Consider the following 17,974-nt stretch of genomic DNA (forward strand, 5'->3'; position numbering starts at 1 on the left):
AATTCAGTCAGATGGCGGAAAGGTCGGAACAGATGGCGCGGGTAAATTATCTGCTGAAATGTTGGATTATACCATAAAAGTCCCAACTCCATCCCATCAGGATGCCTCTTTGGGTAAAGTCGTCGATCTTGCCCATCAGGCCATTCCAAATATTGAAATAAATCATCCAAATGGAGTTGCAGGATTGGATGCACGGGGTCAGTTGACTCAACCTATTAATAATCCATTTATAATAACGCAGTCTATTAATCCTGATGCTAAAGTTTCCATCTATTTAGATGATGATGTTCACGCTTATGCGGATAAAACACTGTTTGATATTTACACGGTTGGTGCACAAAGCAAAATTATAGCATTTGCTCCATCCAAGGGAACAGCTGATATCCTGGCATCAGCAAGGGCTGATAAGATTGAGGAGTTAAAAGGATATATATTTGCTGGGGGAGCCTGTTGGTTACCTGATTGTCAGCCGTTAGAATTTAAGGGGTATCAAGGGTCATATACCTTTGTGTGTTATGGTTCTGATATGGATAAATCAGGTTATAAAATTAAAACTGATATTATTTGTGAAAACCAGTTGGTTGATGGAAAAGGGGAAGCATTTAAAAAAGATGCTATTATCACTATAAGGGTTGGTGATGTTGTAACTCTTATGGCGCATTGGATGGATCAAAATAGGACATATTATTATGTTAAGAGAAGTAGAAGTGCTGGATTATTGAGTAATTTATATTTATCAGAAAAAGAACAACCCAAAACCATTACATCATTGGGATACCAGGATGAAATACGATTTGGTAAAGATGGTATCTTTTGGTGTTCAAAAGAAGGTGGAGAAGGACAGGCTGAATGGTCTTTATATCCGTCTCATGCCGCAATGAAAAAAGATCATACAGGAAAATTTACTTATCCTTATGTAACCCCTACAACCAAGGATAAATTGCCTGTTGATTATCCAATTGGAACACAATCATATGATATTGATAAAAAAGAACCTCTATGGTGGAACGGTACTGAATGGATTGATCCGGTTGCCAAAGCGGCAACAATCAAAATAGGCAACATTGTATCTGTCGAAGCTAACCAACCTGCTCAAATAACGAATTCAGGATCTGATATAAATGCAGTTTTTGATTTTTCAATTCCGAAGGGAGAAAAAGGACAGCAAGGGATTAGTGTTGAATCCGTTATCATGAATGATGATTTAACCTTTTCCTTTATGATGAGTAATGGTTCAATTGAGAAAGTTAATTCCGGTCTTTATAGAAATAAAGATGGAGTAGTTATCGCGCCTGAAAAGGTTTCTGAAATTCCAAATGATTTTTCATTAAATGGTAATTTATACATAGCTTCTGATGATTATCTCAACGGCAGTAAAAAAATGCCTGAAGGATTGTCATTAAACGGTAATATCGTTCTTACTGATGGTTCTGTCTACTATAAAAATTCCTGGAATAATGGTGGCGTGCTTTGTGTTGCTTAATAGCTAGTATTTTTTCATTCAATTGTAGATATATAGGGCATTAAAATGATTAATAATTCTCCAAAGAATTTGAATCTTTCAGATTGTACTGTTTCTATTGATGAAGGGAAGACATCAAAAACATTATCTGAATGGGCAAAAACGGCAAATGATACAATAGGAGAAGTAGCAGGACTTTCTGAAACCTCAATTAACGTTGATAAAAAATGTGAGATATTGTCAAGGCGAATTAAAGATTTGAATCTTGATAATTATTTATCAAGGGATCAATCTTTTACATCAGGTAATGTTCTGCTTTTGGATAATACAAATCAATTTATTGGTCCAAAGGCACGTTCTGATAATGGAACTGTTTTTATGTCTTATGGACATACTTTAAATCTTAATGGATTTCGTGCAAGTCCTGATCCTGCATGTACTCGTATAATCGAACATTATACATTGAAAAATAAATATTGGGTAGTATTAAAAACTTGGACAGATGATAAGCATGCATATCGTTCTTTTGTAGGAGATGCTTTTCATCCCGATAGTGATGGAGTGGGTGATCTTGGAATAGGAAACCATGCCTGGAATAATATTTATTCAAAAACGGCATTGAGCGTAACTTCTGATAAAAACGAAAAAAAAATTGTTTCCGCTCTGGGCAATGAAGATAATGTTGAAAACCAGAAATTGCTAGATGCAATCTATAATCTTGATGTTCATACATTCAAGCTTAATTACGCTATTGATAAAAAGGGAGAGGGTAAAGCCAGATTGCATAATGGTTTTATAGCTCAGGAGGTTGAGAAGTCTTTGAAAGATAAAGGTTTATCAGCTTCTGATTATGGAATGTGGATAGAAGAAAAAGTTTTTGAGACACAAGATATTGAGACAGGCGAAAAGGATGACAGGGGTAATCCTGTTACAAAAAGAGAGTGTGTATTCTTAAAAGATGCTGATGGTAATCAGGTTTACAGGCAGTCTTTACGATATGATGAAATATTTTGTGTTTTTATTCAAGCATTCAAACAAAAATTGAAAAAACTTGAGGATTTTAAACAAGTTTACGAGCAAAGAATTAGTGATTTAGAAACTAGGCTATCAAATTTAAAATAAATTTTTCAAATTAATGAATGAAATTAATTAAGAGATATAAAATGACAAATCAAAATAACGCTCCAAAAGATCTGGACCTGTCTGCATGTAATGTTTCAATGGATGGTGGTAATACATCACAGCAACTTTCAGAACTTGTTAAAACAGCAAATGATACAAAAGAACAGATTGCAAGTGTCACAGCAATTGCAAGTCAAGCACAAAGTAATGTTGATAACATTAGAACCTATGTCAATAATTTAGATCTAGATAAATATTTTTCCATTGATGATGCAAATAAACCCTTGGGTACTGTAATACTTGATTTGACAGGACAATTTGTGTATCCACAGCCTAAGGATATGGATGGTGTTACATGGATTAATGCGGGTTTAAGACCAATAAATGGTGATTATACAAAAGATTATGAACCCAATCCAAAATCCAGGGAAATACATATTCAGTATTCTGTAAATTTTAATGGTGAAAAAGGTAATAACAAGAGTTTTACTAGTGTAGTATGGTCTGACAACATCAATGCCAATTATGCATTTGGTTCTATTTCCTTTCATCCCCTCAATGATGGCGGCGGGGACCTGGGACGTGCGGGAAATTCATGGAACAATCTTTTCACAAAGACCGCACCAAACGTGACCTCGGACAAAAACGTCAAGACCATCACATCCATCCTTGATGAGAAAGCTGGAAATTCAGATAAAAAACTGATGGAGGCCCTGTATAATGTCAATGTTGTCAATTACAGGCTGAATGACGCGATAAAAGAGAAAGGTGAGGACAAGGCACGTGTTCATACAGGTTTTATCGCGCAGGATATAGAACAGGCGATCATGGATGCCGGACTTGATCCATCCGATTATGCCATGTGGACGCAGGATGCATCACCTGAATTCAAGAGGGTGGATACAGGCGAGAAGGATGAAAACGGGAACCCGATCCTCAAGTCTGTTCAGGAAGTGCCAAAAGATGACAAGGGTGACGTTATTTATCGTCAAAAACTGAGATATACCGAGGTTCTTTGTATGCTTTTAGCCGCTCATAAACAGAAAATCAATGATCTTGAGACACGGCTGATGAAACTTGAAAGTAAATAAAATGAGCAGATTTGATATGACACAAGGTCTCGCAAAAGGATCATTGGGACAGGAAATGACAGGTGGACAGATTGTTGATCGTTTATCTGCTGGTATATTGGTTGAAAACAGGATCGTGAATGATCCAGCCATTACCCTGATGTTTCCAAAAGCGGGAGACATCAGCTATCGTCTTCTACTCCAGAAAGCGTGCGGGATTTCACTTGGGCAAGGGCAAAAGGGTCAGTTGCAACGCATGACGATCATTCTTCAGCAACCTTATGAAGGGAATTGCGAGGTTGAATTTGATGCATCTGTCAAATGGCAGAATAGGCAACCCTTTATTGATACAAGAGCAGGGTCGGTTACCCTTGTAGAAATTTTGTTTGATGGAATGTCACAATTTTATGGAAAACTGATTTATGGCTGATGCCAAAAAACAGCAGTAAATAGGATATATTAATAATGAAAATTTTGTCTAGTTTGGTTGTAGTAACATATCGGATGAATGGGATTTAACCGTATTATCTAAATCAAACAGACCATTGCTGATTTTCATTAAAGGAGAGCAATCCTACAGATAAAGTGAAGGGAATAAGTATTTCATTTTTTGAAGGAATATCTTATTTTAATTTTTTGCGGTAAGAATCTGGGGATTGCAAGAACAGGTCAGTTTAACGTCAGTAAAGAAAAGTCATAATATAGAATAAAAGAATGCATCCTGTTGTAGATAAATATTTTATTATCAGATTCAGGTATGGTTTTGAAAGGATATGGAACAGATAGAACTCTGCTTAGGAACAATATTACAACTAAATATGGCGACATTTTCATAAAGACGAAACAGTTGTTTGGTACTAGAAACGAATATTCCTGTTACGATTAGTTTGATTTAGGTATGTGTAATTCAGCTATATTTTCCATGGCAAGGTTCCTTTGTGAGGTATGGTATAATGATGAATCTCATGGGTCTGTATATTTTAGAAAATAATCTTTCCCAAACGCAATAAGGGATTGATCATCAGCATTATATTCAAGGTTGTTATCAGCCAAGACACCTGGATAATTTTGGGCAAAAATGTGTTTACCATCATAATGAATGAAATTTAATTGGTCGTGAGGAAATATTAATAGCAGATTACCAAGTTTATATGAATCGCCTATTGAAAGTGTACAAGTGGATATTGAAAGATATAACAAATGTAAAAAAGGATTTATTATTGATTATATATTTTTATATGAATTAACCGTTTTTTTACAGTATTACTAATAATTTAATCCTATGTTGTTGGGATGTGGAAAAATCACTAACCATATGGTAAATATTTCCGAATATCAAACCTTTGGAATTATCGATGATCTCATCACATCAAACCAGAAATTTATGCAAGATGACGTGAGTTGTGGAATGGCAATTTAATTTCCAATGAGACAATTAACAAAATTATTATCGAGAAAGCAAATTTGATTGACCCGGAACCAATGACGTAAGATCTTAAAAATCGCCTGTAAATTATATCATTGATTACGTCAAGCGACGTATTGAATGGTTGGATCAACAATTTAAGTATTACAGTTAATTATTATAGGCTTTATTGATTATAGAATTACTTTTTAAAGAGTGGTTTTATGATTGACTTAAATAAATATTCGTAATTTTTTCATGGAAAAAGTCAAAATTTCTGCACTATTAATTTTCTGTTTTTTTGATTCATTTATCGTGTTGAATAATATTAATTAAAAAATAAGATAATTGATTGTTATTGAAAGTTTAATTTTATTGATAAACATATCTATTGGTGGACCCGACGAGATTCGAACTCATGGCCTTTGCCTTCGGAGGGCAACGCTCTATCCAGCTGAGCTACGGGTCCTTTGAAAATGTTCATACTCTGTTTTAATGAAAATAGCCAGTTTTTCTTTTGTCAAATATAATTTTTCTTTTTTTATCCTTATATCAAGATTGATAAATTACAGGGCTCATTGAATTTGTTTGATTGACGGTAAATTCCATTTAAATTTTAACGATAACAAGCGAATTGCACTACAGATTATAATGGCAAACCATGGAGCAAAGGTGGGACTGATAATATTCTTGTCACCCATAATTTGGACAATGGCTCCGCCAATGGCGGCAGAGGCATAAATTTCCTTGGTTAATACGGATGGAATCAGGGCGGTTAATGTATCACGCAATATTCCTCCACCGACGGCCGTAAGTGTTCCAAGAAAAATACTTATTTCGCAATTTCCGGTAAAAACAAACGCTTTATGGGCGCCAAACGAAGCAAAAAAACCCAATCCGATGGCATCAAAAAACAGAGTTGGATGATTGAGATGTAAAAGTAATTTTTGGAAAAAGGCAGCCAGGAAAACTGAAGTCAAGACAATAACGAGATATTCCAGATTCATCATCCCCGCTAAAGGAAAAGAACCGATACAGATATCCCTTACAATTCCTCCACCACAGGCTGTGACAAAGGCAATGCAAAAAACGCCAAAGATGTCCAGATTACGATTAATGGCTGCCAGAGCTCCACTGATGGCGAAAGCAAATGTTCCGATTAAATCAACATAATGGAAAAAAGTATGACTCATAGGAACATGTTCCCTGGGGATATGAAATGTTAATGAAATTGAAAAGCGGTTAATTCTTTCAGTGTGGGCATACCATTTTGGGCCCCAGTGCGTGTAACCGAAAGTGCAGAAGCTTGCAAGGCTTTTTCAATCGCTTTTTCATATCCCAAATGAAGAAAACAGCAAAAGGCGCCACAAAAAGTATCACCCGCCCCTGTTGTATCGACGGTTGGTACGATATAGGCGGGGATATGTTGAATCTGTTTTTCTTTATTTTTAAAAAGTATTCCGCTGCGACCCCATGTCATGATAATGGGTGTAGAGCTATGCAGGATAATATCTTCGTAAGTTTCTGATCCATTATGTCGAAAGGCTTTTATCTCATGTTCGTTCGGTAAAAGATAACTGATTTTTGGAATGATATCTGCAGGGAGCTGTCGTGAAGGTGCAGGATTAACAACAATTATTTTTTTTAATCGATATGCAATCTCAATGGCTTCAATCTGCGTTTCCAAAGGGATTTCCTGCTGTAAAAGAATAATATCATGGGATTTGATGAGAGATTCAGCATTGAGAATATCCTGGGCTGATAGGCTTTCATTGGCCCCTTCTGTAACAATAATTGTATTATCTGTATTTGTATGCATTATTAATGCGGTTGCAGTAGGACTTTGTTTGCAGGTTTTTATAGGTGTAATGTTGACATGATATTTTTTAAGGTTTTCTATCAGCAATTGACCAAAATGATCATTTCCGATTGCACCCAATATTGTAACTGATGCCCCCAGTTTTGCTGCTGCTATTGCCTGATTATTCCCTTTTCCACCACAATGAATCTGTAAGGGGCCGCCGATCAGGGTTTCTCCAGTTTCAGGGAAATGATCAACAGAAGTTTCGAGGTCAGTATTTAAACTACCAATAACCAGAATATTATTCATAAAAAAGCCTTATTGTCAGTTACAATATTTAAATAGATACTATAATTATTTTAAATGAAATAGATTGATAGAATTTATTTTTATATTTCTTTTAAAATATGGGTTATAATAACCTGATATGAAAAATATTTAATCGCACATTGTGAAATTGCATGTTTATATTAGATATTAAGGTAGCTTATTTCATAAAAAAGATTATAGATAGAGTATTAATTTACGTTAAACAGAAAGCAGAAAGGACGGCTTAAATGGCTTATAAATCAGTTAATCCCTTTAACAATGAAACGGTGAAGACCTTTCAGGAATTAACGGAGAATGAAGTAGCTGCTAAAATTGATGAAGCTCAAGCTGCTTACTTAAAATGGCGTAAGACAGATTTTGCTACTCGTCGTCAAGTGATGAAAAAAGCCGCATCAATTTTGCGTGATAAGAAGGCGGAATTTGCTCATTATGTTACCTTGGAAATGGGAAAGCTAATTGCAGAAGCTGAAGCGGAAGTTGATTTGACGGCGGACATTTTTGATTACTATGCAGAAAATGCCGAAAAATTTCTTGCACCAAAAACCTTACATCCAAAAGATGGTCACAAGGCCTATGTTGAGTATGACCCAATAGGTATCATTTTCTGTGTTGAACCATGGAATTTCCCTTATTATCAACTTGTTCGTGTTGTTGCAACGAATTTGATGGCTGGAAATGTAGTAATGGTCAAACATGCTTCCATTGTTCCACAATGTGCGGGTGCTTTTGAAAAATTGATGCTTGATGCTGGTGCACCAAAAGGTGTTTATACCAATCTTTATGTATTATCTCAGCATACCGACAAAATCATTTCCGATCGTCGTGTCCGTGGTGTTGCGCTTACGGGAAGTGAAAAGGCAGGAAGTATTGTCGCTGGCAAAGCCGGTGAAAATCTTAAGAAATCCACCCTTGAACTGGGTGGCAGTGATGCATTTATCGTTCTTGAAGATGCCGACCTGGATTCAGCATGCAAATGGGGTCTTTGGGGTCGTATGAATAATACGGGACAATGTTGTGTTGCCGCTAAACGTTTCATCGTTGTTGAATCTGTTGCAGATGAATATCTGAAACGTCTTACAGACTGTTTTTCTAAACTGAAAATGGGTGATCCAATGGATCGTAGCACGACATTGGGTCCATTATCCAGTGAGGCAGCTGCACAGGAAATTGCAGATATGACAGCCGAAGCTGTCAAACATGGTGCCAAGGCCGTGATTGGTGGTAAACGTCCAAATCGTTCAGGCGCTTTTATGGAAGCGACCATTTTAACCGATATTACCAAGCAAAATCCAGTATTCTATAAAGAATTTTTTGGACCAGTTGTTATGTTCTTCCGTGTTCCAGATGAAAAAGCGGCAATTGAGTTGGCCAATGATTCAGATTTTGGTTTGGGTGGAACCGTATTTTCAAGAGATGTTGAGCGTGCAAAGCGGGTTGCAAAGGAAATTGATACCGGCATGGTCTTTATCAACCGTCCTACCTGGACAGCGCCAGATCTTCCATTTGGTGGTGTGAAACATTCTGGATATGGTCGTGAATTGTCTGATGAGGGAATTTTTGAATTCCTTAATCATAAATTAATTTATATCGAGAAATAATTTCATTTTTACTATATTTATAAAGTGAAATTTGGATTAAAAGAGGGGTTCATTATATTTAATGAATCCTTTTTTATTTCAGGTCAAGAATTTATGGAACCTTTTATTGTATTACGTCGTGAACGTTTAAATAGAGGAATTCGATTTGCACATGCACGATGTTTGGAAATCGGTGCATTGATTGATCCAGTTTTATGTCGAGAAAATGGAAATGTTTTTTACGCAGATCATTTGTCGACGGAAGAGCTGAAAGAGCAATTTGCCTGGAATACCAATTTTGATTCTCGTCAATTGGTAGAGATTGACTATATCTGGAAAAAAGAATGTGCTTTGAAGGAGTGTGTGGATGGTCAGTTTGATTATGTAATCGCATCTCATGTTGCAGAACATGTCCCAGACTTGATTGGATGGATTGAGGAAATACGACAAATTTTAAAACCTGATGGACAATTACGTTTGGTTTTGCCAGATGGTCGTTATTCTTTTGATATGAAAAGGCAGCCTACCCGGTTGGCTGATTTACTCGCTGCCTGGTTAAAAAAATCTACATGCCCTGAAACACACCTGGTGTTGGACTTTGCATTAAATAAAATTAATGATAAAGATATTCCAAAAATTCATGCAGAATATGGATTATATCCTGATAAAGAAAATCTGGAAAGCCAAATCCCGTTTTCTGAGGTTCTGGAATGGGGGGAAAGAACACTAATACCTGATCATTATGAAGATATTCATTGTTGGGTTTTGCATTTAGGTTTGTTTGTGAAACTGATGATGAATTTGGCTGAACATGGAATTATAAAAATGGCTTGTGTGGAATGGTTTGATATTGATCCATCAAAGCTGAGTTATGAATTTACGGTTTTTCTTGTATCGGAAAAAAATAGGGAAAAATGTGTTGAAAGCTGGAAAGAAGTTTATGAAAAGATTAGAAATTCACCCTATCAATTCAGTTTTGCCCAACATTTGGAACAGGAAAATATAAAATTGAAACAGGAACTGACGGCCATACAGAATTCTTTCTGTTGGCGTGTGACATCCCCTTTACGTCAATTAGTCAAACTGTTTAAATGATAAATTTTTCTTTCAGGGGTCGACCAATTGAATAATAATGAATATTTTCACTTTTCATCACTTTGGGATCGTAAATATTTCTGAAGTCGATTACCAGTGGTTTTTTCATCCAGTTTTTCAGGGTCTTGGGTGTCAAAGAACGGAATTCATTCCATTCTGTCAGGATAATCAAGGCGTCAGCCTGATTGGCTGCATCGTTAATTCTATCAAAATATTGAACTGTATTAGGTAATAAGGGTTTTGCCTTTTCATTTCCAACAGGGTCAAAAACTTTTATCTGGGCACCCTCTTCAACCAAACGGTGAATAATGGGAATAGATGGGGATTCCCGCATATCATCTGTATTTGGTTTAAAGGTAAGTCCCAGAATGGTAATGGTTTTATTGTGAACATTACCACCACATAATTGAATAATTCTTCCACTTATGTTTGCTTTTCTGGCATCATTAGCTTGTGCGGTTGCCTCTACCAGCCGTGAGGGTGTACCTGCTTCTTGGGCGATGCGAATTAGGGCGAGAGTGTCTTTCGGGAAACAGGATCCGCCATAACCTGGGCCTGGCCGTAAAAAATATTTGCCGATTCTGCTGTCTAATCCAATAGCATTGGCAATTTCCTCTATATTTCCTCCAACTTGTTCACAAAGATCAGCAAGCTCGTTAATATATGAAAGTTTCATCGCTAAAAAACAATTTGAGGCATATTTTGCCAGTTCAGCACTTTCCAAATTGGTAAACAAAATTGGTGTTTCTTTTTGAAATAAGGGTTGGTAAAGTCGACTCATGATTTCTTGGGCTTTTTGTGCGCGATCTTTTCTGTCTTTTTCAATACCGATAATGATACGGTCAGGTGTCATGAAATCTTGAATGGCCTCGCCCTCGCGAAGAAATTCAGGATTGGAGGCGACATCAAAATCAAGAGATGGATTTTCCTTACGGATGATTTGTGCAATCCGTCGGCTTGTACCAACCGGGACTGTTGATTTGGTAACGATAATTGCATATTCTTTTAGATGTTTTGCAATTTCCAGGGCTGCTTGATGGACATAAGTCATGTCGGCATGTCCATCACCGTTACGTGGGGGTGTACCCACGGCAATAAAAATGGCCTTACAATCAGGAATAGCCTCTTTAATCGTTTCAAAAAACTGTAACCGATTGGCTTTGATATTATTCTGAACCAAAAGATCCAAACCAGGTTCATAGATAGGAATATTTCCTTGCTTTAACGCATTTAACCGGTTGGGATCCTTTTCCACGACAGCGACATCAAGTCCGAATTCTGCAAAACAAGCAGCAGAAACAAGACCAACATATCCTCCACCTATCATTGCTATACGCACAGAACATTCCTTATTTTTAATCAAGATATTGCCAGTTTTATAGATTATTAAATTAAGTTAATTTAAAAATTAAAAAAATAAAAATTTTAAAAATATTGAAACAAGTTCATTATAAAGGGTAATGAAGAGATTTTCAGTGGTATATAGACAATAGATATATTCAATATTGATGGGAATAATAATTAGATTCTAAGGGGGGATTGTTCTTGGAAGAGGATGATGTTTAAAATGTTTGATCTATATAAAATGTTTAAAAATAAAAGATGTTTATATGCTTAAATATAAATATTAGAAAATAATAGAATTATAGGATAAAACTTGTAATCAATATTATTGAACAACTTCTCAATTCGTTAGCTAATAATGTTGTGATGAGTTTAACCGGGAATCAAGATGTATCAATTGAAACGTCCGTGGATTTGGATTGCTTTGTTAGGTCGTATGGCTTTAAACGGTGTTCGGGAAACGGGTACCCTCGCATTGTTTGCATTAAGCGGATTTATAAATATTTTTTATCCTCCATTTTATTGGCGCATTTTTTTGGGATCTTTACTTGATATAGGTTATTTGTCTCTACCTGTTGTTGCTTTAACGGCATTATTTTCTGGAGGTGTTATCGCGTTACAATCCTATACCGGTATGTCCCAGTATCATGTAAATAGCGCGATTGCCAATATTGTTGTGTTGGCTGTCACTCGTGAGCTTGGGCCCGTTTTGGCAGGATTGATGGTTGCGGGACGGGTGGGGGCAGCCATAGCCGCGGAAATTGGAACAATGCAGGTGACGAATCAGATTGATGCGCTCAAAACCTTATCAACCAATCCTATCAAATATCTTGTTACTCCCCGTTTGCTAGCTGCTACGCTTGCTTTACCATTTCTAGTTTTGATTGCTGATATCCTGGGGGTGCTGGGTGGTTTTACTGTTTCGGTCATTAAATTGGGTTTTTCGCCCCAGGGTTATATTGCGGCGACCATGAATGCCGTGAAACCTATTGATGTTACAATTGGTTTGGTGAAAGCGGCGGTTTTTGGATTTCTTATTGCCTTGATGGGATGTTATCATGGATATCGTAGCCGTGGGGGCGCACAGGGGGTTGGTGCAGCGACGACTTCTGCTGTTGTTGCCGCCTCTATTTTATTGCTAGTATTTGACTATTTGTTAACGGATATCTTTTTTGCAAAATGACCAACACTTATCCCAAAATTCGTATACGTAATCTTTCCAAATCTTTTGGCGGCAACCATGTGTTACGTAACATTAATATGGATGTAATGGAGGGAACTTCCTTTGTTATTATTGGTGGATCTGGAAGTGGAAAGTCTGTTTTGCTCCGATGTATTTTGGGGTTAATGACACCAGATAGTGGCACGATCGAAATTGATGGCAAAAATATTTTTGAATTGCCATATTCCGAGCAAGCAGAAAAATTACAGGAAATGGGTATGTTGTTTCAGAACTCTGCCTTGTTCGATAGCTTGCCTATCTGGGAAAATGTTGCCTTTGCCCTTTTAAATGGACATCGTAAAAATCAGCCAAGAGTTAGTCGTGCCCGGGCGAGGGAAAGGGCAAACAGGGTTTTGGAACTTGTTGGTCTGGATGCAGATAATATTGGCGATTTATATCCCAGTGAGTTATCTGGTGGGATGCAGAAACGGGTTGGCTTGGCACGTGCGATTGCTTCAAAACCGGAAATTATCTTTTTTGATGAACCGACCACAGGGTTGGATCCTATCATGGGAGCAATAATTGATAACTTGATTGTTGATTGCGTTAAGAAGCTGGGTTCTACCACAATTGCCATTACCCATGATATGGCTTCTGCCCAGCGGATCGGGGATCAGGTTGCCATGTTGTATAAAGGGGAGCTGATTTGGCAGGGTGAAGCTGGTAAACTTATGCAGAGTGAGAATCCCTATGTGCATCAATTTACACATGGTCTTTATGCAGGTCCTATTAAAATGGAAATGAAAGTATAAGAGGACGTTTTGGCGAAAAAGCCGGTTAAAATGTTTGTCTGTCAAAGTTGTGGCGCTATTTATCATAAATGGGCTGGACGATGTGAGGCTTGTGGTGAATGGAATACAATTAGCGAGGAAACCAGGGAAGCAAGTCCGATTTCTGTACTGGGACATGCAGGCAAGATGATTCAGTTTACAGGGCTGGATGGTGAGATTTCACCTCCTGATCGTCAGTCCATTGGTGTTTCTGAATTTGATCGTGTTCTGGGTGGAGGTCTTGTCCAATCTTCAGTTACATTGGTAGGAGGAGATCCTGGCATTGGAAAGTCAACTTTATTGTTGCAGGCTGCTTGTGCTTTATCAAGACAGGGACAATCCGTTTTATATATTTCAGGAGAGGAGTCTGTTAACCAGATAAGAATGCGTGCCAATCGGTTAGGGTTAGAGGATGCGGAACAAAGAAAAAACATACAACTGGCTGCCTGCATAAATGTTGCGGATATTCTTTCAACGCTGGAAAAAGAAAAAAATATAAGTCTCGTTATCATTGATTCTATTCAAACAATGTGGCTGGATACGGCGAATGGGGCCCCTGGGACGGTAAGTCAGGTTCGGGCTGCGGCTTTTGAATTGATTCGTATGGCAAAACAGAAAGAATTTGCATTGATTTTTGTGGGACATGTTACCAAGGAAGGTTCTATAGCGGGGCCGCGTGTCCTGGAACATATGGTTGATGCCGTATTATATTTTGAGGGGGATCGAGGACATCAATTTCGTATTTTACGGGCAGCAAAAAATCGATTTGGTGCAACAGATGAAATTGGTGTTTTTTCAATGACAGGACAGGGTTTGGTAGGGGTGGCAAACCCATCTGCTTTATTCCTTGCAGAGCGACATGGTCATATAGCGGGGTCAGCCGTTTTTGCGGGTTTGGAGGGAACCCGTCCTGTTTTGTTGGAAGTGCAGGCCTTGTTGGCACCCAAATTTGGGGATTCAGCGCCAAGACGTACAGTTATTGGATGGGATAATGCACGCCTTAATATGTTGCTTGCTATTTTGGAGACACGTTGTTCGTTACGGTTTAACGGGGTGGATGTTTATTTAAATATGGCAGGCGGTTTGAGAATTACCGAACCTGCGGCGGATTTGGCCGTGGCAGCAGCTTTGGTTTCGGCTTTGACCCATCATTCCGCCTCTCCAGGTTCAGTGTATTTTGGTGAAATTGGTTTATCTGGAGAAATTCGACAGGTGCCACAAGCTGACTTACGCATGAAAGAGGCATTTAAGCTAGGTTTTGATGAAGTTGTTTTACCCAAGCGTATTGCACATGGAAATAATAAACTATCCGTCCCCAATGGATTACAGCTGATAGAATTAGGTCATATAAGTGATTTGGTGTCTCAATTCACATAAAATTTATTACATTTGATTACTGAAATTTTTCTTTTAGATATATTTGTTAGAAATACAAAATTATCGTTATTTAATAGTTAATTAAATCAATTTTATAAAAAAAGATAATTTTTGATAGTTATCTAAAAAATAAAATTATAGTCAGGAATTCAAAAATTATGGCTAAGAATATTGAACCCAATCTTAAAAATATTGAGTTATATTTAAAACTTAATCGAACAGAAAATTTTTTAATTCCAGAATATCAACGGGGATATTCATGGGATATTCATGGGATATTGGACAATGTGATAAGTTGTTGGAAGATATAGAGAATTTTAAGGAAAGTGAATCAAATGATCCTTATTTTTTTGGAAGCATTATAATTGATTGCTCGGATCAAAACCAATTCAGTCTAATTGACGGTCAACAGCGTACAACGACTTTTTTGTTGTTACTCAAAGCCATTTTGTTACGATTAAATGAAGTGCTGCAAACTGTTTCAAAAGATGAAGATTCAGAGGCATTGATAGCTGGTCTTAAAGCGAATAGAAATAAAATTATGGAGATTTTGTATAAAGCAGAAGCCGAAAATATACCTTCTATGCTTAAAGATCCAAAAAAGACACAAAATATTCTCATACTAGGAAATAAATCAATTAATGAATTGTATCCAGAAGAATTTAATAAAATTATAGGTGCCAGTGATTTTAAAGATGCCGAGGAAAAAGTTTTTAAACTGCCTTATAAAAAAAATAATAACCGATATACAAACTATTTTCGTAACTTTAAAAATTTTTATGAAAAATTGAGAGAAAATAGCGATTCTTGGTTGAATCAATTTACAAAAACTTTTTTAAAAAATTGTCAGGTAATCGAAATACGCAGTTGGCAAGTCGAACAAGCTATTACAATGTTTAATTCATTGAATTCAACAGGTTTGCCGCTTTCAGATGCAGATATTATTTCTGCAAAATTATATTCATATGCAGGTGATAAAAGAGAGGAATTTAATATTCAATGGGAAGAGATTCTCCAATTAACAAATAAATTAAAATCTAAAAAAGTCGTTACAATTGATTCTGTATTGCAACAATTTATGTACATTAATCGTGCTAAAGAACAGGGATATTTGAAATCTTATATTTATGTAAGAACTCCAGGTTTAAGAAGATATTATGCTGATCATGAGCAGGATTTGTTAAAAAATCCATTTTTACTATGCAATAATTTAAAAAAAATTGCATATAAATGGGATAAAATTAAAGATTATTCCATTATAAAGTTACTTTTTAAGTGTAATGTTAATATTAAATTATATCTAGCCGCTTATCTATATCGTTTTGAATTAGATGAAATTACCGAAGATAAAATAATAAATGTCTGTGAATCATTGTTGAAATTATTTTCATTATTAGAGTTGGGAGATGCTGGTTATTCAAGCAATAAATTTAAGATATTTTTATATGCAGAAATTATAAAGATGGTCGATTTTAATATTCCAGAACATGTTGTTTGTCAGGATTTTTATGATCATATACATGATAAATGGAATGTCAAAGAGGTTGAGGACGCGATATTAACATATGATAAAAACATGCTGGTATTTGTTAATGAATATTTGTACGCTAAAAATAAAAATCTAAAATTTAATTTTTCTGAAACGGTTAATGTTGAACATATCATGCCAGCTAGTGGTCGTAATATAGAGACAATTAGACATGACGCAAAAATGGATAAGAATGAGTTTGAAAATGTAATTAACAGATTGGGAAACAAAATTTTGCTTGAAGAGAATATCAATCGAAGTATCAGTAATGAATGGTTTAAAACTAAAAAGCAAAGTTTTATTCATAATAAAAATGGATATAAAAATAGCAAATATAATTTAGCGAAAACTTTAATTAACTATTCTAGTGATAAATGGGAGAAAAATGATATTTTAGAAACAACTGAAAAAGCAGCAAAAAGAATATCCAATTTTATTTTTTCATAATAATATGCTGTTTTGTTCTTGACGCATTAGATTGATCTCTTCTTATATGTGCTCTAATAATACATCATAATATTATATTTGATCATAAAAAGGATTGATAAATGATGAAAGATCAACATGATTACAAAGTGAAAGATATTTCACTTGCGAGTTGGGGGCGGAAAGAGATTGCTATTTCTGAAGGGGAAATGCCAGGTTTAATGGCTCTTCGTAAAGAATATGCGGATAAACAGATTCTTAAGGGGGCGAGAATTGCCGGCTGCTTGCATATGACTATCCAGACAGCTGTGTTAATTGAAACCCTTGTTGCCTTGGGAGCGGAAGTGCGTTGGTCATCTTGTAACATTTTCTCAACTCAGGATCATGCGGCTGCGGCAATAGCTGCAGCTGGTATTCCTGTATTTGCTTGGAAAGGTGAAACCGAGGAGGAATTTAACTGGTGTATTGAACAGACCATTCATGGTCCGAATGGTTGGGTTCCCAATATGATTTTGGATGACGGGGGTGATTTAACCCTGTTAATGCATCAGAAATATCCTGAGATGTTAAAAAATATTAAGGGGTTGTCTGAAGAAACGACAACAGGTGTTCACCGTTTGCGTGAAATGGAAAAGAAAGGAACCTTATTAGTTCCGGCATTCAATGTCAATGACAGTGTTACGAAGTCTAAATTTGATAATTTATATGGTTGTCGTGAAAGCCTGGTCGATGCAATCCGTCGCGGTACAGATGTAATGATGTCTGGAAAGGTTGCCGTTGTTGCCGGTTTTGGTGATGTGGGTAAGGGTTCGGCAGCAAGTTTGCGAAATGCTGGTTGTCGCGTTCTTGTTACAGAGGTTGATCCTATTTGTGCATTACAGGCCGCGATGGAAGGATATGAAATTGTCACTATGGAAGAGGCTGCACCACGTGGTGATATTTTCGTAACTTGTACCGGTAATATTGATATTATTACCGTTGATCATATGCGTGCCATGAAAAATCGTGCGATCGTTTGCAACATTGGTCATTTTGATTCAGAAATTCAAGTTGAAAAATTACGGAATTTCACGTGGGAAAATATTAAACCCCAAGTTGATGAGATTATTTTTCCCGATGGTAACCGTATTATTCTTCTTTCTGAAGGACGTTTGGTTAATCTTGGGAATGCCACTGGTCATCCATCTTTTGTGATGTCTGCCTCCTTTACAAACCAGACTTTGGCACAGATTGAATTATGGACAGCACCAAAGGGTAAATATGAAGCAAAAGTCTATACCCTTCCCAAGTTCTTGGATGAGAAGGTGGCAGCTTTACATCTCGAAAAAGTTGGTGCGGTTCTATCTAAATTAAATAAAGCTCAGGCTGATTATATTGGCGTTGATGTTGAAGGTCCATTTAAACCAGATTCTTATCGTTATTAGTTTTAAAAATAATAGTGACAT

At 36.5% G+C, this 17,974-nt stretch carries 14 protein-coding genes and 1 tRNA gene; 11 read left to right on the top strand and 4 right to left on the bottom strand.

What is annotated here, in order from left to right:
- The 4 genes from GM552_RS08845 to GM552_RS00690 form a co-directional block, all read left to right on the top strand.
- A partial coding sequence (locus GM552_RS08845) for a hypothetical protein (RefSeq protein ID WP_196424812.1) occupies window positions 1-1,483 on the top strand: 1,483 nt, incomplete at its 5' end.
- A gap of 45 nt (window positions 1,484-1,528) precedes the next feature.
- Window positions 1,529-2,584 carry a tail fiber domain-containing protein gene (locus GM552_RS00680; RefSeq protein WP_155564845.1) on the top strand — a complete coding sequence of 352 codons (1,056 nt, stop codon included), beginning with the start codon at window positions 1,529-1,531 and terminating at the stop codon, window positions 2,582-2,584.
- 41 nt (window positions 2,585-2,625) lie between these two features.
- Entirely contained in the window at window positions 2,626-3,675 is a 1,050-nt protein-coding gene (locus GM552_RS00685) for a tail fiber domain-containing protein (protein WP_196424814.1), read from the top strand.
- Between the two features lies 1 nt (window position 3,676).
- Window positions 3,677-4,084 (top strand): hypothetical protein, encoded by a 408-nt coding sequence (locus GM552_RS00690; protein ID WP_155564847.1) that lies wholly within the window; start codon window positions 3,677-3,679, stop codon window positions 4,082-4,084.
- 1,367 nt (window positions 4,085-5,451) lie between these two features.
- Here the strand turns inward: GM552_RS00690 and GM552_RS00695 are convergent.
- From GM552_RS00695 to GM552_RS00705, 3 genes are all read right to left on the bottom strand, one after another.
- A tRNA-Arg gene (locus GM552_RS00695) sits at window positions 5,452-5,528 on the bottom strand.
- Between the two features lie 106 nt (window positions 5,529-5,634).
- A complete protein-coding gene (locus tag GM552_RS00700) occupies window positions 5,635-6,252 on the bottom strand; it encodes a trimeric intracellular cation channel family protein (RefSeq protein WP_155564848.1) in 618 nt (205 codons plus the stop codon).
- 29 nt (window positions 6,253-6,281) lie between these two features.
- The gene (locus GM552_RS00705; RefSeq protein WP_155564849.1) at window positions 6,282-7,169 is read right to left on the bottom strand and encodes a ribokinase; all 888 of its coding nucleotides are present in this window, start codon (window positions 7,167-7,169) and stop codon (window positions 6,282-6,284) included.
- A 248-nt stretch (window positions 7,170-7,417) separates the two neighbouring features.
- Between GM552_RS00705 and GM552_RS00710 the strand changes: the two genes are divergently transcribed.
- Window positions 7,418-8,788 carry an NAD-dependent succinate-semialdehyde dehydrogenase gene (locus tag GM552_RS00710; RefSeq protein ID WP_110439599.1) on the top strand — a complete coding sequence of 457 codons (1,371 nt, stop codon included), beginning with the start codon at window positions 7,418-7,420 and terminating at the stop codon, window positions 8,786-8,788.
- A 93-nt stretch (window positions 8,789-8,881) separates the two neighbouring features.
- The gene (locus tag GM552_RS00715; protein ID WP_155564850.1) at window positions 8,882-9,862 is read left to right on the top strand and encodes a methyltransferase domain-containing protein; all 981 of its coding nucleotides are present in this window, start codon (window positions 8,882-8,884) and stop codon (window positions 9,860-9,862) included.
- Here GM552_RS00715 and GM552_RS00720 read toward each other — a convergent pair.
- A complete protein-coding gene (locus tag GM552_RS00720; protein ID WP_155564860.1) occupies window positions 9,855-11,189 on the bottom strand; it encodes a UDP-glucose/GDP-mannose dehydrogenase family protein in 1,335 nt (444 codons plus the stop codon). The two genes, GM552_RS00715 and GM552_RS00720, sit on opposite strands and share 8 nt — an antisense overlap.
- Before the next feature lie 405 nt (window positions 11,190-11,594).
- Between GM552_RS00720 and GM552_RS00725 the strand changes: the two genes are divergently transcribed.
- The 5 genes from GM552_RS00725 (at window position 11,595) to ahcY (ending at window position 17,953) form a co-directional block, all read left to right on the top strand.
- A complete protein-coding gene (locus GM552_RS00725; RefSeq protein ID WP_155564851.1) occupies window positions 11,595-12,389 on the top strand; it encodes an ABC transporter permease in 795 nt (264 codons plus the stop codon).
- The gene (locus GM552_RS00730) at window positions 12,386-13,180 is read left to right on the top strand and encodes an ABC transporter ATP-binding protein (RefSeq protein ID WP_155564852.1); all 795 of its coding nucleotides are present in this window, start codon (window positions 12,386-12,388) and stop codon (window positions 13,178-13,180) included. Before GM552_RS00725 ends, GM552_RS00730 begins: the two co-directional genes overlap by 4 nt.
- A 9-nt stretch (window positions 13,181-13,189) precedes the next feature.
- Window positions 13,190-14,575, top strand: coding sequence for a DNA repair protein RadA (radA, locus tag GM552_RS00735; protein WP_155564853.1), 1,386 nt, complete (start codon window positions 13,190-13,192; stop codon window positions 14,573-14,575).
- A 259-nt stretch (window positions 14,576-14,834) separates the two neighbouring features.
- On the top strand, window positions 14,835-16,550 hold the full coding sequence (locus tag GM552_RS00740; protein ID WP_196424816.1) for a DUF262 domain-containing HNH endonuclease family protein: 1,716 nt from the start codon (window positions 14,835-14,837) through the stop codon (window positions 16,548-16,550).
- 104 nt (window positions 16,551-16,654) lie between these two features.
- On the top strand, window positions 16,655-17,953 hold the full coding sequence (gene ahcY, locus GM552_RS00745; RefSeq protein WP_155564861.1) for an adenosylhomocysteinase: 1,299 nt from the start codon (window positions 16,655-16,657) through the stop codon (window positions 17,951-17,953).
- Window positions 17,954-17,974: the final 21 nt, after the last annotated feature.

This window comes from Commensalibacter sp. ESL0382, assembly GCF_009725775.1.
GTDB lineage: Bacteria > Pseudomonadota > Alphaproteobacteria > Acetobacterales > Acetobacteraceae > Commensalibacter > Commensalibacter melissae.

Bases quoted from the DNA above. Each gene is read 5' to 3' on its own strand.
- GM552_RS00715 (WP_155564850.1), top strand. From the start codon at position 8,882: ATGGAACCTTTTATTGTATTACGTCGTGAACGTTTAAATAGAGGAATT.
- GM552_RS00740 (WP_196424816.1), top strand. From the start codon at position 14,835: ATGGGATATTCATGGGATATTGGACAATGTGATAAGTTGTTGGAAGAT.
- GM552_RS00685 (WP_196424814.1), top strand. From the start codon at position 2,626: ATGACAAATCAAAATAACGCTCCAAAAGATCTGGACCTGTCTGCATGT.
- ahcY (WP_155564861.1), top strand. From the start codon at position 16,655: ATGAAAGATCAACATGATTACAAAGTGAAAGATATTTCACTTGCGAGT.
- GM552_RS00680 (WP_155564845.1), top strand. From the start codon at position 1,529: ATGATTAATAATTCTCCAAAGAATTTGAATCTTTCAGATTGTACTGTT.
- GM552_RS00705 (WP_155564849.1), bottom strand. From the start codon at position 7,169: ATGAATAATATTCTGGTTATTGGTAGTTTAAATACTGACCTCGAAACT.
- GM552_RS00710 (WP_110439599.1), top strand. From the start codon at position 7,418: ATGGCTTATAAATCAGTTAATCCCTTTAACAATGAAACGGTGAAGACC.
- GM552_RS00725 (WP_155564851.1), top strand. From the start codon at position 11,595: ATGTATCAATTGAAACGTCCGTGGATTTGGATTGCTTTGTTAGGTCGT.
- GM552_RS00700 (WP_155564848.1), bottom strand. From the start codon at position 6,252: ATGAGTCATACTTTTTTCCATTATGTTGATTTAATCGGAACATTTGCT.
- GM552_RS00730 (WP_155564852.1), top strand. From the start codon at position 12,386: ATGACCAACACTTATCCCAAAATTCGTATACGTAATCTTTCCAAATCT.
- GM552_RS00690 (WP_155564847.1), top strand. From the start codon at position 3,677: ATGAGCAGATTTGATATGACACAAGGTCTCGCAAAAGGATCATTGGGA.
- GM552_RS00720 (WP_155564860.1), bottom strand. From the start codon at position 11,189: ATGATAGGTGGAGGATATGTTGGTCTTGTTTCTGCTGCTTGTTTTGCA.